General features: G+C 44.5%; 13 protein-coding genes. 8 read left to right on the top strand and 5 right to left on the bottom strand.

Annotation, left to right across the window (positions count from 1 at the left end):
* Window positions 1-46: 46 nt before the first annotated feature.
* The 3 genes from F6K63_RS20615 to F6K63_RS20605 are packed head-to-tail and all read right to left on the bottom strand — an operon-like array spanning window position 47 to window position 3,264.
* On the bottom strand, window positions 47-1,135 hold the full coding sequence (locus F6K63_RS20615) for an AAA-like domain-containing protein (RefSeq protein WP_353813062.1): 1,089 nt from the start codon (window positions 1,133-1,135) through the stop codon (window positions 47-49).
* Window positions 1,089-1,217 (bottom strand): hypothetical protein, encoded by a 129-nt coding sequence (locus F6K63_RS20610; protein WP_287313023.1) that lies wholly within the window; start codon window positions 1,215-1,217, stop codon window positions 1,089-1,091. Before F6K63_RS20610 ends, F6K63_RS20615 begins: the two co-directional genes overlap by 47 nt.
* Window positions 1,201-3,264: an AAA-like domain-containing protein gene (locus tag F6K63_RS20605; protein ID WP_287313022.1), complete on the bottom strand. Its 2,064-nt coding sequence runs from the start codon at window positions 3,262-3,264 to the stop codon at window positions 1,201-1,203. The genes F6K63_RS20610 and F6K63_RS20605 overlap by 17 nt, the downstream gene beginning before the upstream one ends.
* Before the next feature lie 404 nt (window positions 3,265-3,668).
* Between F6K63_RS20605 and F6K63_RS20600 the strand changes: the two genes are divergently transcribed.
* Window positions 3,669-3,842 (top strand): hypothetical protein, encoded by a 174-nt coding sequence (locus F6K63_RS20600; RefSeq protein ID WP_287313021.1) that lies wholly within the window; start codon window positions 3,669-3,671, stop codon window positions 3,840-3,842.
* 344 nt (window positions 3,843-4,186) lie between these two features.
* Window positions 4,187-7,054 (top strand): glycoside hydrolase family 10-like protein, encoded by a 2,868-nt coding sequence (locus F6K63_RS20595; RefSeq protein WP_287313020.1) that lies wholly within the window; start codon window positions 4,187-4,189, stop codon window positions 7,052-7,054.
* Here F6K63_RS20595 and F6K63_RS20590 read toward each other — a convergent pair.
* Complete coding sequence (locus F6K63_RS20590; RefSeq protein ID WP_287313019.1) at window positions 6,995-7,444, bottom strand: MerR family transcriptional regulator; 450 nt, start codon at window positions 7,442-7,444, stop codon at window positions 6,995-6,997. The two genes, F6K63_RS20595 and F6K63_RS20590, sit on opposite strands and share 60 nt — an antisense overlap.
* Before the next feature lie 448 nt (window positions 7,445-7,892).
* Here F6K63_RS20590 and F6K63_RS20585 point away from each other — a divergent pair, with 448 nt between their 5' ends.
* Window positions 7,893-8,342 (top strand): PPC domain-containing protein, encoded by a 450-nt coding sequence (locus F6K63_RS20585; protein ID WP_008177847.1) that lies wholly within the window; start codon window positions 7,893-7,895, stop codon window positions 8,340-8,342.
* A gap of 72 nt (window positions 8,343-8,414) precedes the next feature.
* Here the strand turns inward: F6K63_RS20585 and cobS are convergent, their stop codons facing one another.
* The gene (gene cobS / locus F6K63_RS20580; protein WP_044491793.1) at window positions 8,415-9,209 is read right to left on the bottom strand and encodes an adenosylcobinamide-GDP ribazoletransferase; all 795 of its coding nucleotides are present in this window, start codon (window positions 9,207-9,209) and stop codon (window positions 8,415-8,417) included.
* 418 nt (window positions 9,210-9,627) lie between these two features.
* Between cobS and F6K63_RS20575 the strand changes: the two genes are divergently transcribed.
* The 5 genes from F6K63_RS20575 to F6K63_RS20555 all read left to right on the top strand — a co-directional run bounded on the left by F6K63_RS20575 (window position 9,628) and on the right by F6K63_RS20555 (window position 17,010).
* A complete protein-coding gene (locus F6K63_RS20575) occupies window positions 9,628-10,887 on the top strand; it encodes an RNA-guided endonuclease InsQ/TnpB family protein (protein WP_287313018.1) in 1,260 nt (419 codons plus the stop codon).
* 790 nt (window positions 10,888-11,677) lie between these two features.
* A complete protein-coding gene (locus F6K63_RS20570) occupies window positions 11,678-12,130 on the top strand; it encodes a hypothetical protein (RefSeq protein WP_008177841.1) in 453 nt (150 codons plus the stop codon).
* Window positions 12,131-12,310: 180 nt separating this feature from the next.
* A complete protein-coding gene (tgt, locus tag F6K63_RS20565) occupies window positions 12,311-13,435 on the top strand; it encodes a tRNA guanosine(34) transglycosylase Tgt (protein WP_008177840.1) in 1,125 nt (374 codons plus the stop codon).
* A gap of 47 nt (window positions 13,436-13,482) precedes the next feature.
* On the top strand, window positions 13,483-13,620 hold the full coding sequence (locus F6K63_RS20560; protein ID WP_008177837.1) for a photosystem II reaction center protein K: 138 nt from the start codon (window positions 13,483-13,485) through the stop codon (window positions 13,618-13,620).
* 990 nt (window positions 13,621-14,610) lie between these two features.
* On the top strand, window positions 14,611-17,010 hold the full coding sequence (locus F6K63_RS20555) for a CHASE2 domain-containing serine/threonine-protein kinase (RefSeq protein WP_008177832.1): 2,400 nt from the start codon (window positions 14,611-14,613) through the stop codon (window positions 17,008-17,010).
* Window positions 17,011-17,037 lie beyond the last annotated feature (27 nt).

Genomic DNA, 17,037 nt, shown 5'->3' with positions numbered 1-17,037 from the left:
AGATTAGCGATCGCACTCTTATACACACTTAACTCTTTTTGTCAATTTAGGGCGATCGCCTCTCTATGCACACTTGACTCTTTTTGTCAAGTTTTATGTTAAGAAAGATGTTTATAAAGCATAGCTTGTTAAGGGGGGTTAGGGGGGATCCCTCTCCAGTGCTGCAATGGGATCCCCCTCCCGTCCCCCTTAATAAGGGGGAAGCTTGAGAATGGTTCGATTCCCCTTCAGAAGTGCTATGGATCGATCCTCCTCCAAAAGTTCCCCCCTTGTTAAGGGGGGTTAGGGGGGATCCTTCTCCAGAAGTGCTATGGATAGATCCCCCTCCAGAAGTTCCCCCCTTGTTAAGGGGGGTTAGGGGGGATCCATCCACCATTAACTTACACAACTTCTGGGTCAAAAACGGTTGTCCCCCCGTCCAGTTCAATATCTCAGCTAACACCTGTTCAGGATTATCCACTTTCCCTACCAAACCAGGGAGCAGTGGTGCTTTCGCTTCCTCAACGGTAAAGCCAGTCAGGTCAATATCCCGACCAATATTAAAGGGAGTGCGCTGTCTATCCTGAATCAAATCCGCTGGAGTTGCTACTCCCAGCAAGCAAAAATTCAGCCGATTGTAGGCAGGATTTTCGGCTCTTTGGTTATAACAACTGCGAATAAAGGCAAAGAAATCATCTTTAAACTCTACCTTAATAATACTGTCAATTTCATCCAGAAAAATCACAATATTTTCTGGAATATATGACAACAGCACCTCTTCAATAAACTCACCCAACCACATTACTGGCGAGAGTTGCTTGCGCTCTCGTAACCAAGGTAAAATCTTGAATTTATCTGAGAGCTTAAAACTATTTACCAGACTCTTAATTAAGCTAGCATACCATTGCTCTGAGGTTACAAAATTGCCAATTTGGGTAACATCAACAGAAGCACAAGCTACTCCCGCCTCTATTAGTCTTTGCATGGTTTTTACCCGCAAACTAGATTTACCCATCTGTCGCGAGTTCAGCACATAACAAAATTCCCCAGCCATCAAAGCATCAAAAATTTCCGTATCAGCTTTTCTGACTGCATAAGTAGCAGCATCGTTAGGTAAACTTCCGCCAACTTGATAGATTGTTGATTGGTTGGTCATGATTGGGAAGGGAGTAGGGAATCGGGAATCGGGAATCGGGAATCGGGAATCGGGAATCGGGAATACTATAAAATCCTGTCACTAAAATACTGACGATACAAATTATATCTCGGAATACAATCATTACCGATTGCTCTGACTAATCCCAGACTTTCTAACAGATAGGTTTCTTTATAATCCAGGCGCACTGCTTGAGTAGTTGTCAGTAATTTTTTGAAAGCGTTTAGTAAATCGGGATGGAGCATGAGATTATTTAAAAGTTCTCGCAAATGATGGCGATAAATCCCTGATTCTGTCGGGGCGGTTTCTAACAGATGCTCCATGGTGATGTTGCTATTTTTGCTAATAGTAGAGAAAGCTAACTGTAATAAATAAGGATGTCCCCCTACCATGCTCATTAATTTGTGTACTGAATTAACGGATAAATTTAAGCCATAAAATTTCGCCAAATCCTGAACTTGATTCAAAGTAAAATCAGTTAAATCTACAGGATATCCTACATTAAAAGGCGACTTATTGATAGCCAATTCAATATAAACTTCCGTAGCATAAACCACTATCAATCGCAGTCTTTTCCAAATATCATAAAACTGGCCATTTTCATGCCAACTACGCAGCAAAGTAAGAAAACCTTCAGCAACTTGTTGATGAGGAAAAACTCGCTCCAGGTTATCGAGACATAAAACCAAAGGACTCTCTGAAGAAAACAACAAATGCTGTTCAAAGTAGGTGCTACACTTTACTTCACTAGTAAAAAAACTATCCTGCCAATAATTTTGCAACTCATTGGGCAATTTCAATTTTTGAGCAACCCGCACACAAAAAGACTGTAAAAATATATCCAAATCATGGCAAGGGAATTCATTCAGATTCAAATAAACCGTGCGATAACCCTTAGATTTAGCATAATCAAGAATCCGATGACTGAGTAAGGTTTTCCCCATCAGCTTCGGTGCTTTAATCCGAATTAGCGCCCCTGGTTGTAAACTCTTTTGATAACACTCAGTATCTTGGGGACGTTCTATATAAAAGTCTCCAACTTGAGCGGTTGTCTGTTGTTGATTATTAGTGCTACTTGTGTTATTATAGTTGCTATTATTATTTGGTAATTCAATACCGAGTAATGTGAAAAATTCTGGTATAGACTGAGGGCGATCGCTAGCCACCAAGTTCATGCCATGGAGAATGGCTCGATTTATGCGATCGCTAATCTGGGGATTAAAATCCTTTGGTGGTGGTAATACAACTCCATCAGCCCGATCCTCAGCGGCTACTGGTTTCTTTCCAGTTAAAAGCACATACAAGGTAGCGGCCAAAGCATAGACATCGGTGTAGGGACCCTGTTGCCCTCGCCACTCATATTGTTCCAGAGGAGCATAGCCAGGAGTCCGCCCACACAGATGAGTTTGGGTAACCCCAGGGACAAACTTAGTAGCAATACCCAAATCAATCAACACCGCACCAGAACCATCTTTCCGGACCATGATGTTATGAGGTTTAACATCCCGATGGAGCAATCCTTGCTGATGAATGTCCCAGAGGGCGCTACCAATTTGCTGGATGTAGAGCAAGGCTTGTTGTTCTGAAAGCACACCCTGCCGTTTCACCAGATCCGACAAGGTTTCCCCATCGATGTATTCCATGATTAGGCAGGGTAGTTCACCTTCTCGGATGATTTCTTCTGATAAACGGACTAGATGAGGATTCCCACGGCTACATTGGGCTAACTTTACCGCTTCGTTGGCAAAAATTTTCCAATATTCTAATAAATTATCTTGGCGGAGTACATGATTAAGGATAGTTTTAATAACGATGCGATCGCCTGTTTTAGTTCGGGCTAAATACGTAATACCCAGCCCACCTTGTCCTAGTTTTTTTTCGATGGTGTACTTACCGTTTTGTAGCCGATAACCACGGGGCCAGGTAATATTACTTACGCGGTTGCTGTGGTTAGGTGGCTGAGTAGTTGAGGGAGGTTTGTAAGGAGCATAAGGCTCTGCCACATTAACAGCTATTGGTTGTGTGATGCTGCTATGACCAATTTTAGGGGAATTAAACCAGCGTTTAACCGCATTATTTAACCGCTGCTTTAATTTCCCACACACTGACCGATGCTTATTAGTTTTCATGGGAGATGCCCAACCTATCCAGGATATTAATTTCGGTAGGGTTTATCGTAAGCCTATGGGCTACGCGCACGCTACGCGAACAGCTATCAGCGTGTCGCGTATCAGCTGAGTGCTTACGGTTTGTTTTTCCACACAAATAATTCTAGCGTTTTTAATAATTATCAAAGCCATTTGATTTACTTCACCTTACTTCATACTCCTACTCCCTAGGTAAGCAATAAGCTATCAGCATATCTAGCAAATGCACACTATGGGCAATTTTTTCTTGCGCTTACCCTAGAATGCGATCGCGTCCATATACCATTTACCGATCCGTATCTGTCGCTCTGTAGGCTTACTAGGATTCGGGTGCGGAAAGTAGGATAGACTGACCACTGACCGCTGCAAGACAAGGACAAAGTATTATGAATATCTCGCCCAAACGACTTGAAGAAATCAAAACTATTCCTGACTCTGCCATTGATACTTCAGATATATCTGAGTTAGACGATCATTTCTGGAAAAATGCCAAAATAGTTAAACCAATTACCAAAAATTTTGGGTTTCAATCCCCGTCTTCTACGAGAATTAAAGAATAAAAGTAGGGTGGGCAAAGTAAGATAATCATTAATACTCAAAACCATCAAACGGTTTTTGCCCACCCGACAAGATTATCCCATATAGGTTATAAAAGTTATAAAACCCAATTAAACCAATATAGCACTACGCACTATGGTGTTTGACAAATGAATAAAAATTAAAATCGCTCAATCCCTTGATTAGTAAGCTTTTTTCTTCACTATTGCCTCTTGCCTATTGCCTCTTGCCTGGCGCGTAGCCCTATACCTACCACCATCTGTGTGATCTAAATCCGCACTTCTCGCTAACGTTCTTAATTACCAAGAGAGGTTAGGATTTGGATAATTAATTTAAGGAGTGAACGGTGTTCAGTAGTAGTAATAGTTCCAATTGGCAGTGGTATTTGTCCAAGCAGCTAACCCCCTTGATCGGAGATTTAAGCAGAGTCAAATCTAATCCTATCGATCTCAAGACTATTGTAGTTAGTACCTTAATCGGGCTTTTGCTCAATTCTCTACCATGGTTACCAGCTGCTAGAGCTGAAACGGTGCAGCTAGGAGTAGTTAAAAGTCGGGATAATCAAGGGCATTGGTCTGGAATTACCGAACGCTTGCATTCAATTGGAGTTAACTACTGTATTGTTGACTTGACTGAAGTTAAGAAAGCCTCTGACTTCCATAACACTAACTTGCTATTTTTGCCCAATGTCGAGTTCCTCCACCCAAAACAATTCCAAGCGTTACAGGAGTGGATTGCACAAGGAGGAAAAGTTATTGTCAGCGGTCCGACTGGGTTACTTTCCAAACCTGACATCCGCAAACAATTGCGTGAGCTTTTGGGTGCCTATTGGGGGTTTGCGATGACCCAACCCTCTATCCTCCACCCTTCCCCAGACAGTAACCAAACATGGGTGCAGGATACTGGAATTACAGGTATCATTCAGGGTGGCACTCTGATTCCTACTGATCTTAATTCCACTACTGTTGCGGTCTGGAGTCAGGTTGACAAGCCCCCTGCTGTAGTAACCTCTAATAATGCTACCTTTTTTGGTTGGCGCTGGGGTATCGATCGCGTAGCTCCGGCGGAAGTTGATAGTGCTTGGTTACGAGCGGCTCTTGGTCGCTATGATGTCCAAGTCACTGATGTCAATGTCACTGATGCCCAACTCACTAGTGATTCATCTACATCTTCTCAATCCTCTGATCACTCACCACAGAATTGTGGGGATATTGATACTACTATTGCCCAGAAACAGGTGGAAACAGAAGATGCAGAGTCTGGCAATAACACAGATGCTTCAGCCAAGCCTACCAATTCCCGATTAGCCCCATCACCCAAGCCAGCAAAAGCGCCACCACCAAGATATAGAAGACGAATTCTAACCCTAAAGCAAGCTACTGCGATGGAGCGGGAGTTGGAAAATCTGATTGGTCGGTTTGAAAGTGCTTTGCTAAGAGCCGATGCAGCTAACAGTAATCTGAATTTATCGACAGGCGCTGCTATCGAACAATTTGTCACTGCTGGTGCTAAGCAAGTGTCGGAAACCTCTGAGGAAACAACGGATGAAACTGACTCAGCTACTTACTCAGCTATTGAGGCATTGAATCAGGCCAGAGTGGGTTTGGAAAATTATCGTCGAGCAGTGGCTCGCAGGGAGTATCAAAAGGCTAGTCAGCTGTGGATGACAGCACGAAATACCCTGTGGGAAAACTACCCAATTGATCGTAAACTAGCCCAGTCAGAGATTCGAGCAATTTGGCTAGACCGGGGTACTATTGTTAAGGCGAAGTCTGAAAAAGATTTAGCTAAGATTTTTGACAAATTGGCTACAGCTGGTTTTCACACCATCTTTTTTGAAACGGTTAACGCTAGTTATACGATTTACCCGAGTGCGATCGCACCAGAGCAAAATCCCTTGGTTGAAGGATGGGATCCCCTAGAAGCAGCAGTCAAGTTAGCCCATGAACGAGGGATGGAATTGCACGCTTGGGTTTGGATGTTTGCTGCAGCTAACCAGCGTCACAATGCGGTTTTAGATCAACCAGCAGACTATCTCGGACCAGTGCTATCCAAGAATCCAGACTGGGCAATCTTGGATAACGAAAAACGTGTGTTTCACAAAAGAACTAGAAAGGCATTTCTTGACCCGGCTAATCCGGAAGTGCGGGATTATCTAACTAAGCTATTGGAAGAGATAGCCAGCCGCTATGAAGTGGATGGGATTCAACTCGACTATATTCGCTACCCGTTTCAAGACCCCAAAGCTGGTCATACCTTTGGCTATGGTAAGGCAGCCCGTGAACAGTTTCAGGAATTGACCGGTGTTGACCCCATTGAGATTGACCCAAGGAATCAGAAGTTATGGCGACAGTGGACAGATTTCCGTATAAAGCAAATTGACACTTTAGTCAAGTCAGTGTCACAGATGCTGCGCCAGAAACGTCCCGACTTGATTATATCTGCTGCTGTATTTCCCATGCCTCGGGAAGACCGATTGCAAAAAATCCAACAAAACTGGGAAGATTGGGCATCTCGGGGTGAGATTGACCTGATGGTACCGATGACTTATGCATTGGAAACGGAAGAGTTACAGAAATTAGCCCAGCCATGGCTAAAAAAATCATCCCTCAGCTCAGCGTTAGTTTTGCCAGGGATTCGTCTATTGAATTTACCCGATATTGTAGCTGTTGACCAAATCCAACTGCTGCGAGATTTACCAGCTCCTGGCTATGCCCTATTTGCAGTAGAAAATCTCAATGATAATCTCAGGGGTATCTTGACACGCACTCAAGGAGAACAAGAGGCTACCACTGAAATACAAGTACCTTACCGTCAACCGTTCCTAACTGCAGCAGAACGTTATCAGGCTCTGCAACAGGAATGGAGTTTTATGTTGGCAAATAATCAAATCGTGATTGGAGAACCAGACCTTTCAGACTGGGGACAACAAGCCGATACCCTCTCCCTATTGCTGAATCGACTAGCGGACAAGCCATCCATGATGAGCTTGTTATCAGCACAATTGTCCATGTCATCCTTCCGTACTCGCTTTCAGACGTGGATGTTTGGACAATCGGTTGAGCAACCCTATCAAGTCCAGGTATGGGACAACCGTCTGGAAGCAATCCAACGATTATTGCACTATGGTGAGCGGACCCTCAAAAATCGACCATTAGCTGGCAGGGAAACGGCCACCAATGAAGTGGACATCACTAAAGGTCTCGATCCATAGACGAGCACCACAAGATAGTGGGTTATCTGGATTATAGACAATCCGACACGGACCAAGGATTTCTACCTGGTTGCCGTATATATTGTTGCCGCTTCGTTTTACGGAAATCACTGGCTTCCGTTCTTCGGGGCTTTTGTGGATATTCGAGCCAATGTTATTGCGGTTGACATTGATCTTAGCTAAAGCCGGAGGACGATTAGTGCGCCATTTGCCTTTTGGTCCTCTAGTGCCCTTGGTGATTTGGGGGAGATTGTTGAACAAGGGAATAATCCAGAATTTCCCACTTTTATAGGCACCCCGAACCCGACCCTTCTCTAGAAGTTGGCGCAATCGCCGAGAAGAAATACCTAAGAGAGATGCTGCTTCGGTAGTACAAACGCACTTGTTCATTTGTCGGTTTTATTTAAATCTTCCTATAACAGTATTATATAGGATAAATGAATCATTGACAAGTTCTAGTAAAAAAAATCTCTTCCGAAGTAAATATTGAGTGAAATAACCTCAGTTTGATGTCATAAATTGGCGATTTTTTTGAGGAGAGAGCAGAACAGACTCAAAGCTTTTAATTCCTGGATAAAGTTGGTTATCTCGAAGTGAGGTTGAAATAGCGATCGCGTTGAATTTATGCTTTTTTGTGCTTATAAAATGACTAGAGTAAAGTAGGAAAAATCTCAAAAATTTGGCGGTGGAACATCCCGTCAGCAATAGATTAAGCTGGTTGTATTGTCAGGGGATAGCCTGGGTCTACTTCAATCCCATACTCGACACGACCCTGCTTTTTGAAGGGGGTTAGGGTACAGTGTTAGAAATGTTAGCAACTAAAAGATATCTAGTTTAGATGAGTAAAGCTTTTGCTGCTTGGTTTAGCTGGGTTATACCTGTAGCAGCAACTTTCTTGGCAACGAGCTTAACTGCACCGGTAGCCAGAGCACAAAACCTGTACAATCCGCAGCCGATTTCCCATAGCAAAGAAATTGTTGACACCCTGACTCAAAAAGATATTCCGATCGGGGACGGTGGCTTTGCCCGAGACTATGTAGTAAATCTTGATGCGGGAGACCAAGTTGCCATCGACCTGATCTCAGACAACTTTGACACGATGATCTCTGTGATTGCTTCTGATGGTTCTACGGTAGCGGAAAATGATGATGGACCAGATGGGAGTACTAACTCCTTGTTATTTGCTCGCATCACTGAGACAGATGAGTACATTATCAGGGTGCGTGCCTTTGGCTCAACGGGCGGTGGCACGTTCAGATTAAAGATAACCCGACTTAAACCAATTTAGGGGGTTAGTGGTCGAGTCGGTAAGTACTCGATTAACCAACAGGTCGTCTTTGCCAAAGAATTAGCGAAAGAATTAGTTAAGGATGAGGGTCAGTAAGCACAGAAACAGGGCTTCTGTCCATTCCACCACTGCTCCGTAAGTGTCTCCAGTATGTCCCCCCAGCTGGCGGTGGAACCAGCCGCCAGTCAGTAGAGCGATCGCACATCCTCCGATGGCCATGGTTAAGGAGAACCAAGCATTTGTCGGGTCAAGCAACACTGGCACTATAGATAAACTTAAGACAACGAATAATCCCAAGAGAATATCTTGGGGAATACGTATCCATGGTTTGTGAAATGCTCCTTTACCGGTGGGTCTGAGATAGGGATAAAATGCGATCGCTACTACTTGTCCCCAGCGTCCCCAAGCAGCTGCTCCCATCAAAGCTGCCCACCGATAAGCCCCGATATCAGTTAGGGCAGCTGTTTTTAACAGTAATAGAGTACAGGCTGCCATTGCCCCAAACGCTCCTGTAGCACTATCTGCCATCACATCTAAACGGCGCTGGGGATCTGGAACTGCTAAACCATCCGCTGTGTCTATCACCCCATCTAAGTGTAATCCTCCAGTCAGGGCAAGCCAGCTGACCACAACTACAGCAGAGCGAGTGAATACTGGCATCCCCAACTGTTGCAATAAAGTATCTAATATTACCAGTATCCCCCCAATCAGCAATCCAATCATCGGTGCCCAACGGGCAATGCCCCGAAACTCCATCCCCCAGCTAGCTGGTAGGGGAATACAGGTATAAAAAGTTACAGCACTGCTCATTGAACAGAAAAGTTGACGTCCCCATTGTTTAAATTGTTGTCCGGTAAAATACTTCATGGGTTACTGCTGTTACTGAAATTGATCAGAGTGGGAGAGTTTGAGAGGGAAAATTCATCCCCGACCTAAGAGGACGGGGTATTCTTTTCCCTCTCAAATAGTGTTAATATAAAAAGTAAGGGTCTCAAAAAAAACTGGGTATTGACCCCACTCAGCTACCGACCGTGCGGGGGAAAGTCACGCCCAGGTCGAGAACAGCAACGAGCGTTGTTGTGCAAAGGATACCCCATCCCTCTTCAGGGTGGGGAGGTTCAACTAATCAATTAACCTGGGGGAGCGATAAGACCCGCGCTATATCTGATCTTGTTAGCGCCGGGATACATGGACTCCCCCAGGTTAATTGAGGGGGTTAAACACCCCCTCAATTAACAACATTTAACAGTAGCGCTACAGCCAGTAAATCCTCTAGAATATTAGGATGTTGACTCTGAACTATCGCTACCGAATCTACCCAGACGCCACTCAAGAACAAAGATTAATTGAGTCGATGGAAATTTGTCGCAGTGCTTACAACTATGCGTTGCGGGAGATCAAAGATTGGTGTGATAGTCGCAAATGCTTGATAGACAGATGCTCTCTTGAAAAAGAGTACATCATTTCATCTGAAGCAAAGTTTCCTAACGAAATTAATCAACTGAACAACCTGCCCAACGCTAAGAAAGAATTTCCCAGGCTCAAGGAGGTTCCTTCTCAAGTTCTTCAGCAAGCTATCAAGCAGTTGCACAAAGGTTGGGAGTACTTTCAGTCCCGTGGTTTTGGCTTTCCACGGTTCAAAAAGCATGGGCAGTTCAAGTCTTTGCTGTTCCCTCAGTTTAAAGACAATCCGGTTACGGACTTGCACATCAAATTGCCCAAGATAGGACTGATTCCAATTAACTTGCATCGCCCAATCCCTAACGGGTTTGTGGTCAAGCAAGTGAGAATCATACGGAAAGCTGACCGATGGTATGCATCTATCAACATTCAATGTGATGTCAGTGTTCCAGACCCTATGCCACATGGTCATCCCATTGGCGTCGATGTCGGGCTGGAAAAATTCTTAGCAACAAGTGATGGTGCTCTCGTCAAGCCGCCGAAGTTTTTTAAGACCCGGCAAAGTAGGCTGAAAGTGCTGCAACGTAGGTTGTCTAGAAAGCAGAAACGGTCTAAGAATTACGAGAAACAGCGGATGCAGATTGCTAGACTTCACCACAAAATTGATAACACTCGGAAGGACTTTCACTTCAAACAAGCTCATGCTCTTTGTGATGCTGGAGATATGATCTTCATGGAAGATTTGGACTATCAAACTAGTGCCAAAGGGATGTTGGGTAAGTATATGCTTGATGCTGGGTTTGGACAATTCCGAACCATCGTTAAGTATGTGTGCTGGAAGCGTGGAAAGTTTTTTGGTGAAGTAGATGCCAGGAGGACTTCTCAACAGTGTCCTGAGTGTGGTGGGCAAGTCAAAAAAGACTTGAGTGTTAGAGTTCACAATTGCCCTGATTGTGGGTATAAAACCGATAGGGATGTAGCTAGCGGTCAAGTCATAAAAAATAGAGGGATACAACTGATCAGTACCGATGGACAGTCGGGAATCGAAATTGCCTGTGCAGTCGGTCTACCGGGGGTTGGGGCAACCCAATCTAGGTCAGAGGCGAAACCCCACAAGGGAGCAACCAGGAAATCCTTGAAGTGATTCTTGGAAGCCCGCGCTGTATGCGTAGCATCAGCGCCGGGAGGATGTCACTGAATTTTCCTTTGAGCACCATCGAAAGATTGGGATAGTATGGTGTCATAAGCTGTTGTTATAAGCAGCAAGTTACTCCACCCTATGGGTTAGGTCTCAACAGCAACGGGCTGCCAATCTAGTTAGTTCGTTCCGACCAAAACGGCTCAATCAACATTCCTTGGTAGAAGCGATGCAGCGCCAACAACGGGGAGGCAGTGCGGCCAAAGGGGGTCTCCCCTATGAGCAACTGCCGTGGTTTCCACGGGGCTGACAAGGTGCTCGAATGTGCTCCACACGGCCCCTGGCTATAGCGCGACTGCATCAATAAAAAGTAGTTGGCAATGGGTTGACCCCATTTGGGATATAAGCTGTTGGTGTTCACTCAATAAGGGTAAAACCTTAAACAGGAGTAATCTAGTTGACTAGATTTGACGAGTTTACTGTGAACTATTTAAAGATAAACACCTAACAGAGATTATCCCCTGCATCTATTGGAATTATCTCTTGCTGCTTACTAGGCACCCTTACACCCTTAAACGCTTGTAGGTTTACACGCTTATACGCTTGTATTAACCATTAAGCATGCTTAGATTAGGTATTAAGTACGATAACCATTAACCTTTATTGTTGGTTTTAACCCGTTGCCGTAGCTATGTTCTCATCAATTGGTTTAACCTTTAGGGTTGCCTCGCCAATCAATTAAATATACCAGTTGCATGTCAATATCAGCCCTGAAAAGCATTATAGGCTTTTATCCATGAGTCACCACCAATCTCGACACCAACTCCCAGCTCCTTGCATCATTGAAACTGGCATTATCATCAACAAGCGAGATATGAAACGCTTGCTTGGTGATTTAGGTTGCGTCCGTTACATCCACACTCTCGATGGTCAACTAAAGAACCAGGGGGAAGGGTTAGTTCAGGAAGTATTTGCTGATCCCCATTGCTCGACCCTGATTGCCAATCGGACACTTTACATCAATGTCCATAGTTTTGACTATTTACAACTGAGTCAGTCTCCAACCCAAGAAGCATACTTTGACCTAATTAATGAAAATCGTCAGTTGCGGCTGATTCCGCTGTTGAATCCCTTGCAACAAGAGTGTGTTGATCAACTTCAGGCGGAAGCCCTTGAAGCTATGGTCACACAGGTTCTAAGCGCGAAATGGGATGTGCAAATTGATGATGATGCAGATAGTCCTTTTTAGCTTAGAAGGTTAGAAGGTTAGAAGGTTACAGGTTGATTAATGAAATTCAAGGGTATAAGTATTGGCTTGCTCCAAGTTGGATGCATCTAATACAAAATATCGAAGACGCAAGAGTTTAACCTGGGTTAACCGAATTAGAAGCTATGGTCTAGTTAACGATATTTCAAGACCTAGATCAACTTGAATCAACAGAAAATTAATTTTTCATTTCAATGTCAGGCTTCCTGTAGCCACACTAAGGCAAGAGCTGGGGTGTTTGTGACCCCCCATGGTGTGGTGGAAACTCCCAGGTTTATGCCAGTAGGCACCCTAGCAACGGTAAAAACTCTAACACCAGCCCAGTTAGAGGTAGCTGGGGCGCAAATGGTTTTGGCTAATACCTATCATCTCCATCTGCAACCGGGAGAAGCCATCATTAAACAAGCCGGTGGTCTGCATCGATTTATGGGTTGGCACGGACCAATCTTAACTGATTCTGGTGGCTTTCAGGTGTTTAGCTTAAGCCAGCTCCGTACTATTACTGAAGAGGGGGTGAGGTTTCGATCTCCTCGGGATGGGCGGATGATTGATCTAACCCCAGAACGGTGTATGGAAATTCAGCATGCCTTGGGAGCAGATGTGATCATGGCATTTGATGAGTGTCCCCCCTATCCAGCTGAGCGAACTGAGGTAGAATTAGCAACTCAACGAACCTATCGCTGGCTCAAACGCTGTATTGTTGCCCACAATCGCCCTGAACAACAAGCTTTGTTTGGTATAGTTCAGGGTGGGGTGTACCTAGATTTGCGTCAAAGGGCTGCCGAATCCTTGGTCGAGCTGGACTTACCAGGTTATGCCATTGGTGGTGTCAGTGTGGGGGAACCGCCTGAATTGATTCACCAAATTGTCCAGACAACCGCTCCATTACTGCCATGGCATAAGCCTCGTTATCTGATGGGGGTCGGTACCTACAGGGAAATGGTTTTAGCGATCGCATCTGGCATAGACTTGTTTGATTGCGTTATTCCCACTCGCCTGGGACGTCATGGTAGCGCCTTAGTCCAGGGGGAACGCTGGAACTTGAAAAACGCCCAGTTTCGGGAAGATTTTTCCCCCTTAGATGCCAGTTGTCCTTGCTATTGCTGTCAGAATTTCAGTCGTGCTTATCTGAACCATTTAGTGCGATCGCGTGAATCTCTAGGCTATATGTTACTCTCTCACCACAATGTGACTGAGCTAATTCGGTTTACTCAAGCGATCAGGGCAGCCATCTTAAGTGATCAATTCACTACACAATTTGCTCAATGGCTGTTCACTTCATGTTAAGATACATGTCAATTATTAAATCTGTGTTGGAAAGGAAGATTTAAGATATGGAAGCTGCACTCCTGTTAGGAACATTACCCGAAGCTTACTCTATTTTTGGTCCAGTGGTGGACGTTCTACCAGTCATCCCTGTGTTCTTCTTGCTGCTAGCCTTTGTCTGGCAAGCCGCCGTGGGCTTCCGGTAAACTTCTCCCCCGCTAGAAAACCGGTTTGGCTCTAGGGGTTGGTTTGATCAGAAAATATCTACAAATTTAGACATATCTACCAAAAAGCTCTAGGTTGTGTCAGAAAGGAGTAGTACAAACCCGACGGATGAATCCGGGGGAAAGTAACCTCACTACCTGACCAACGTTTGTCTCTCGGAAGACTATGTGATCAATAATCCCTACGATTCATCCCACCTATGAACCGGTTAGGTCAGGGTGGGATGATGACTTGGCAGGGTTGATGACGGTATAGATTAGCAGTAGGGGTGTACGAACTATCAACCTGCGATTGAAGCCAGGCTGATAGTTATAGGTGTTTTTTGTCTTTTTTTGTCTAACTAATAAGTGACAATAGATAAGCAACGGCGAATTGGAAGTCTTTTCAAGTAGATAACCAAAGCCGAAACTGTACTTGAAGCATGACAGTAGCCAGATTTTCTAGTGTTGATAAAGCAATCAAAAAAAGAAAAGTTGGCGATAGGGCATCCTGTGAGTAGTAAAACTTGCCGATATGTTGGATGAAGACTATCCACCGGTTGTTAAGCTAAAATGCAGGAAGCTGTTTGTATAGGCTAAATGCCAGTTTTTGCTGTCAAAACTATCAATGTAGAATTACCCAAGATATTAGTCAGGTGGGCATCAATAATTGGGATAAGGGTGGTTGACCACGGCGAAGTTGAAGACAAATTTCAGATAATCCGATTGATAGCTTGACACAATAAGCACGACTTGCTTCCTAACCAAAAAAAAGCCAAATGGTAGTGTAAGCAACTTCGCTTCCATTGCTTCTGCTCAATCGATTAAATCGATCGGGAAAATACAAAGAGCAACGTTTCCAACTTAGGTCAGGGCATTGAATCAAGGAATGAGTCACTACTCTACAGGGTGATCGAACCGTTGATCGTATTATTTATAGAATCATCAAGGGTGAACATCAAGGGTGATCGTTTCTAGTAATAACTATTATATATGAGTGCTCAGCTGGTAAAAGTGGCGACAGAAGAGTCACCAAACAAATCAAAACTTATTAGCCCCCAGGTGGAAAATCCCTCCCCCCCGCCCCGAAAATCTGCGAAAGCTTGGTCGCGGCTGAAACGCTTGGGGCAATATGTTGGGATAAACCCAGCATTGGTAGCGAGTTTGGCGGTAACTGGTTTAATGCTAGGGTCTAAGCACCTAGGAATGTTACAGTTTTTTGAGTTAAAGGCTTTCGACCGGATGATAGAGCTGCGACCAGCTTTACCACCCGATGACCGCCTCTTAGTAGTAGAGGTGACTGAGCCAGATTTAAAAGGCACAACAGCTCCAGGAGGGTCTTCAATCAAAGATGCTGTAATGTATGAGGTATTACAGAAGTTGGAGCAACATCAACCCGCTGTCATTGGTGTCGATATCTTTCGAGACAGTCCAGTAGAACCGGGTCATGGCGAATTTTCTGAACTACTGCAAAGTAGCGATCGCATAATCCCAATTTGCTATCGGGGTCAATCAGAAGCATCCAGTGTTGCAGCCCCCCCAAACATTTCTCAGCATCGTGTAGGCTTTGTTAATCTACTTGAAGATCCCGATGGAATCGTCCGGCGGGCTCCATTATTTTTTGACAATACCAGTGATAATACCAGCATCGTGGGTTGCACCACCAGATTATCATTCGGCTTTCAGTTAGCCCGAAGCTATTTGGAACAGCGGGGAATCAAGCCCGAAAACATCTCCCGAAAACAGATGAAGCTAGGAAAAACAGTCTATAACAAGATATCTCCTACTGCTGGAGGTTACCAAAAGGGAGATACGGGAGGCTACCAAATTTTATTGAATTACCGCTCTGCTGATCACCTTGCCGATACCGTTACCTTAACTAAGGTTCTGAATGAGGAGATTGAACCGGACTTGGTCAAAGACCGGATTGTCCTAATCGGGATGAATGCTCCTAGTATCAAAGATGATGACTTCTTAACACCCTACAGTTTTGCTCAAAAAGAAAGCAAGCATATGCAAGGAGTCATGATACATGGTCAAATCGTGAGTCAACTGCTCAGTGGCGCACTTGGAGAGGGAAGAGCACAGTTTTGGTTTTGGTCTGAGTGGACAGAAGGCTTGTGGATTTGGGGTTGGACACTAATAGGGGGCGTGTTAGTTGGGGTAAGCCGCAACACTCGACAGTTAGTACTATCTGAGAGTATTGCTCTAGGTATTTTGCTCGGAACATCCTACCTGCTATTTCTCAACTCAGGATGGATACCTGTTGTGGCACCTGCGTTGGCATTAATCCTTTCGGGTACTGGTGTAATGACTTACACCGGTTACAAGGCTAAACAGGAGAGCATAAAAGCAGAGCAAGAGCGCCGCAAAATTGAAGCCAAAGCTCAAGAACAGGAACAGAACTTGGCCTTGTTACAGGCGTTGTTGAAAGAACAAAACAAAACCATCTCCAGCACTAACACCAAAACTATACCGATACCACAAACCGATTTATCTCAAGAAGATGCCACAGCAATTTGGAACCCAACAGCTGGTGCAGACCCTGATGGCACATCGGTAGAGTACCGACCCGAACATAACCTCCTAGCTGGACGCTACCAAACCAAGCGTGTTCTTGGTTCAGGTGGGTTTGGTCTAATCCATTTAGCAGAAGATACTCAGCGACCTGGTTCACCCCAGTGTGTGGTCAAGCAATTGAAACCGGCTCGTAGCGATCCGCAATTCTTGAAAATTGCCAGACGGCTATTCCGCACTGAAGCAGAAATATTAGAAATCTTGGGTAATCATTTAAAGATTCCTCGACTACTAGCTTATTTTGAAGAAGATAAAGCATTTTACTTAGTGGAAGAATATATTCCCGGTCAGTCCCTGAGTGACGAATTGCCCGTAGATAAACGGCTTGGAGTAAAGGAAGTCGCGGATATCCTGAAAGATATTTTAGAAATTCTTGTCTTTATCCACAAATACGGCGTCATCCACCGGGATATCAAACCTGGCAATATTATCCGTCGTGAAACTGATGGTCAACTGGTACTAATTGATTTCGGAGCAGTTAAACAGATTAAAAGCCCAGAGCAGAGTCAGGAAGAAAATGCTACGGTTGCCATTGGCTCTCGCGGTTATGCCCCACCAGAGCAATTAGCGGGACACCCTAGTTTCAATAGTGATATTTATGCTTTAGGTATGATTGGGATTCAAGGATTAACTGGCATTCGTCCCTATCAATTGCCCATTTCTCCAGAAAGTGGTGAAGTGATCTGGCGTAATCTGGCAGATGTACCTGAAGAATTTGCCCAAATTATAGAAAAGATGGTAACCTATCATTTCGCTGACAGATACCAGTCAGCTGAGGTAATCCTACAAGATTTGTCCAAAGTGATTGGTGGGTGAAGCCATGGAGGAAAAAGGCAAGAGGAA

The organism is Moorena sp. SIO1G6 (assembly GCF_010672795.1).
Lineage (GTDB): Bacteria > Cyanobacteriota > Cyanobacteriia > Cyanobacteriales > Coleofasciculaceae > Moorena > Moorena producens.
Note: the sequence above shows the minus strand (reverse complement) of the source record. Positions and strands in the feature narration are given on the sequence as shown.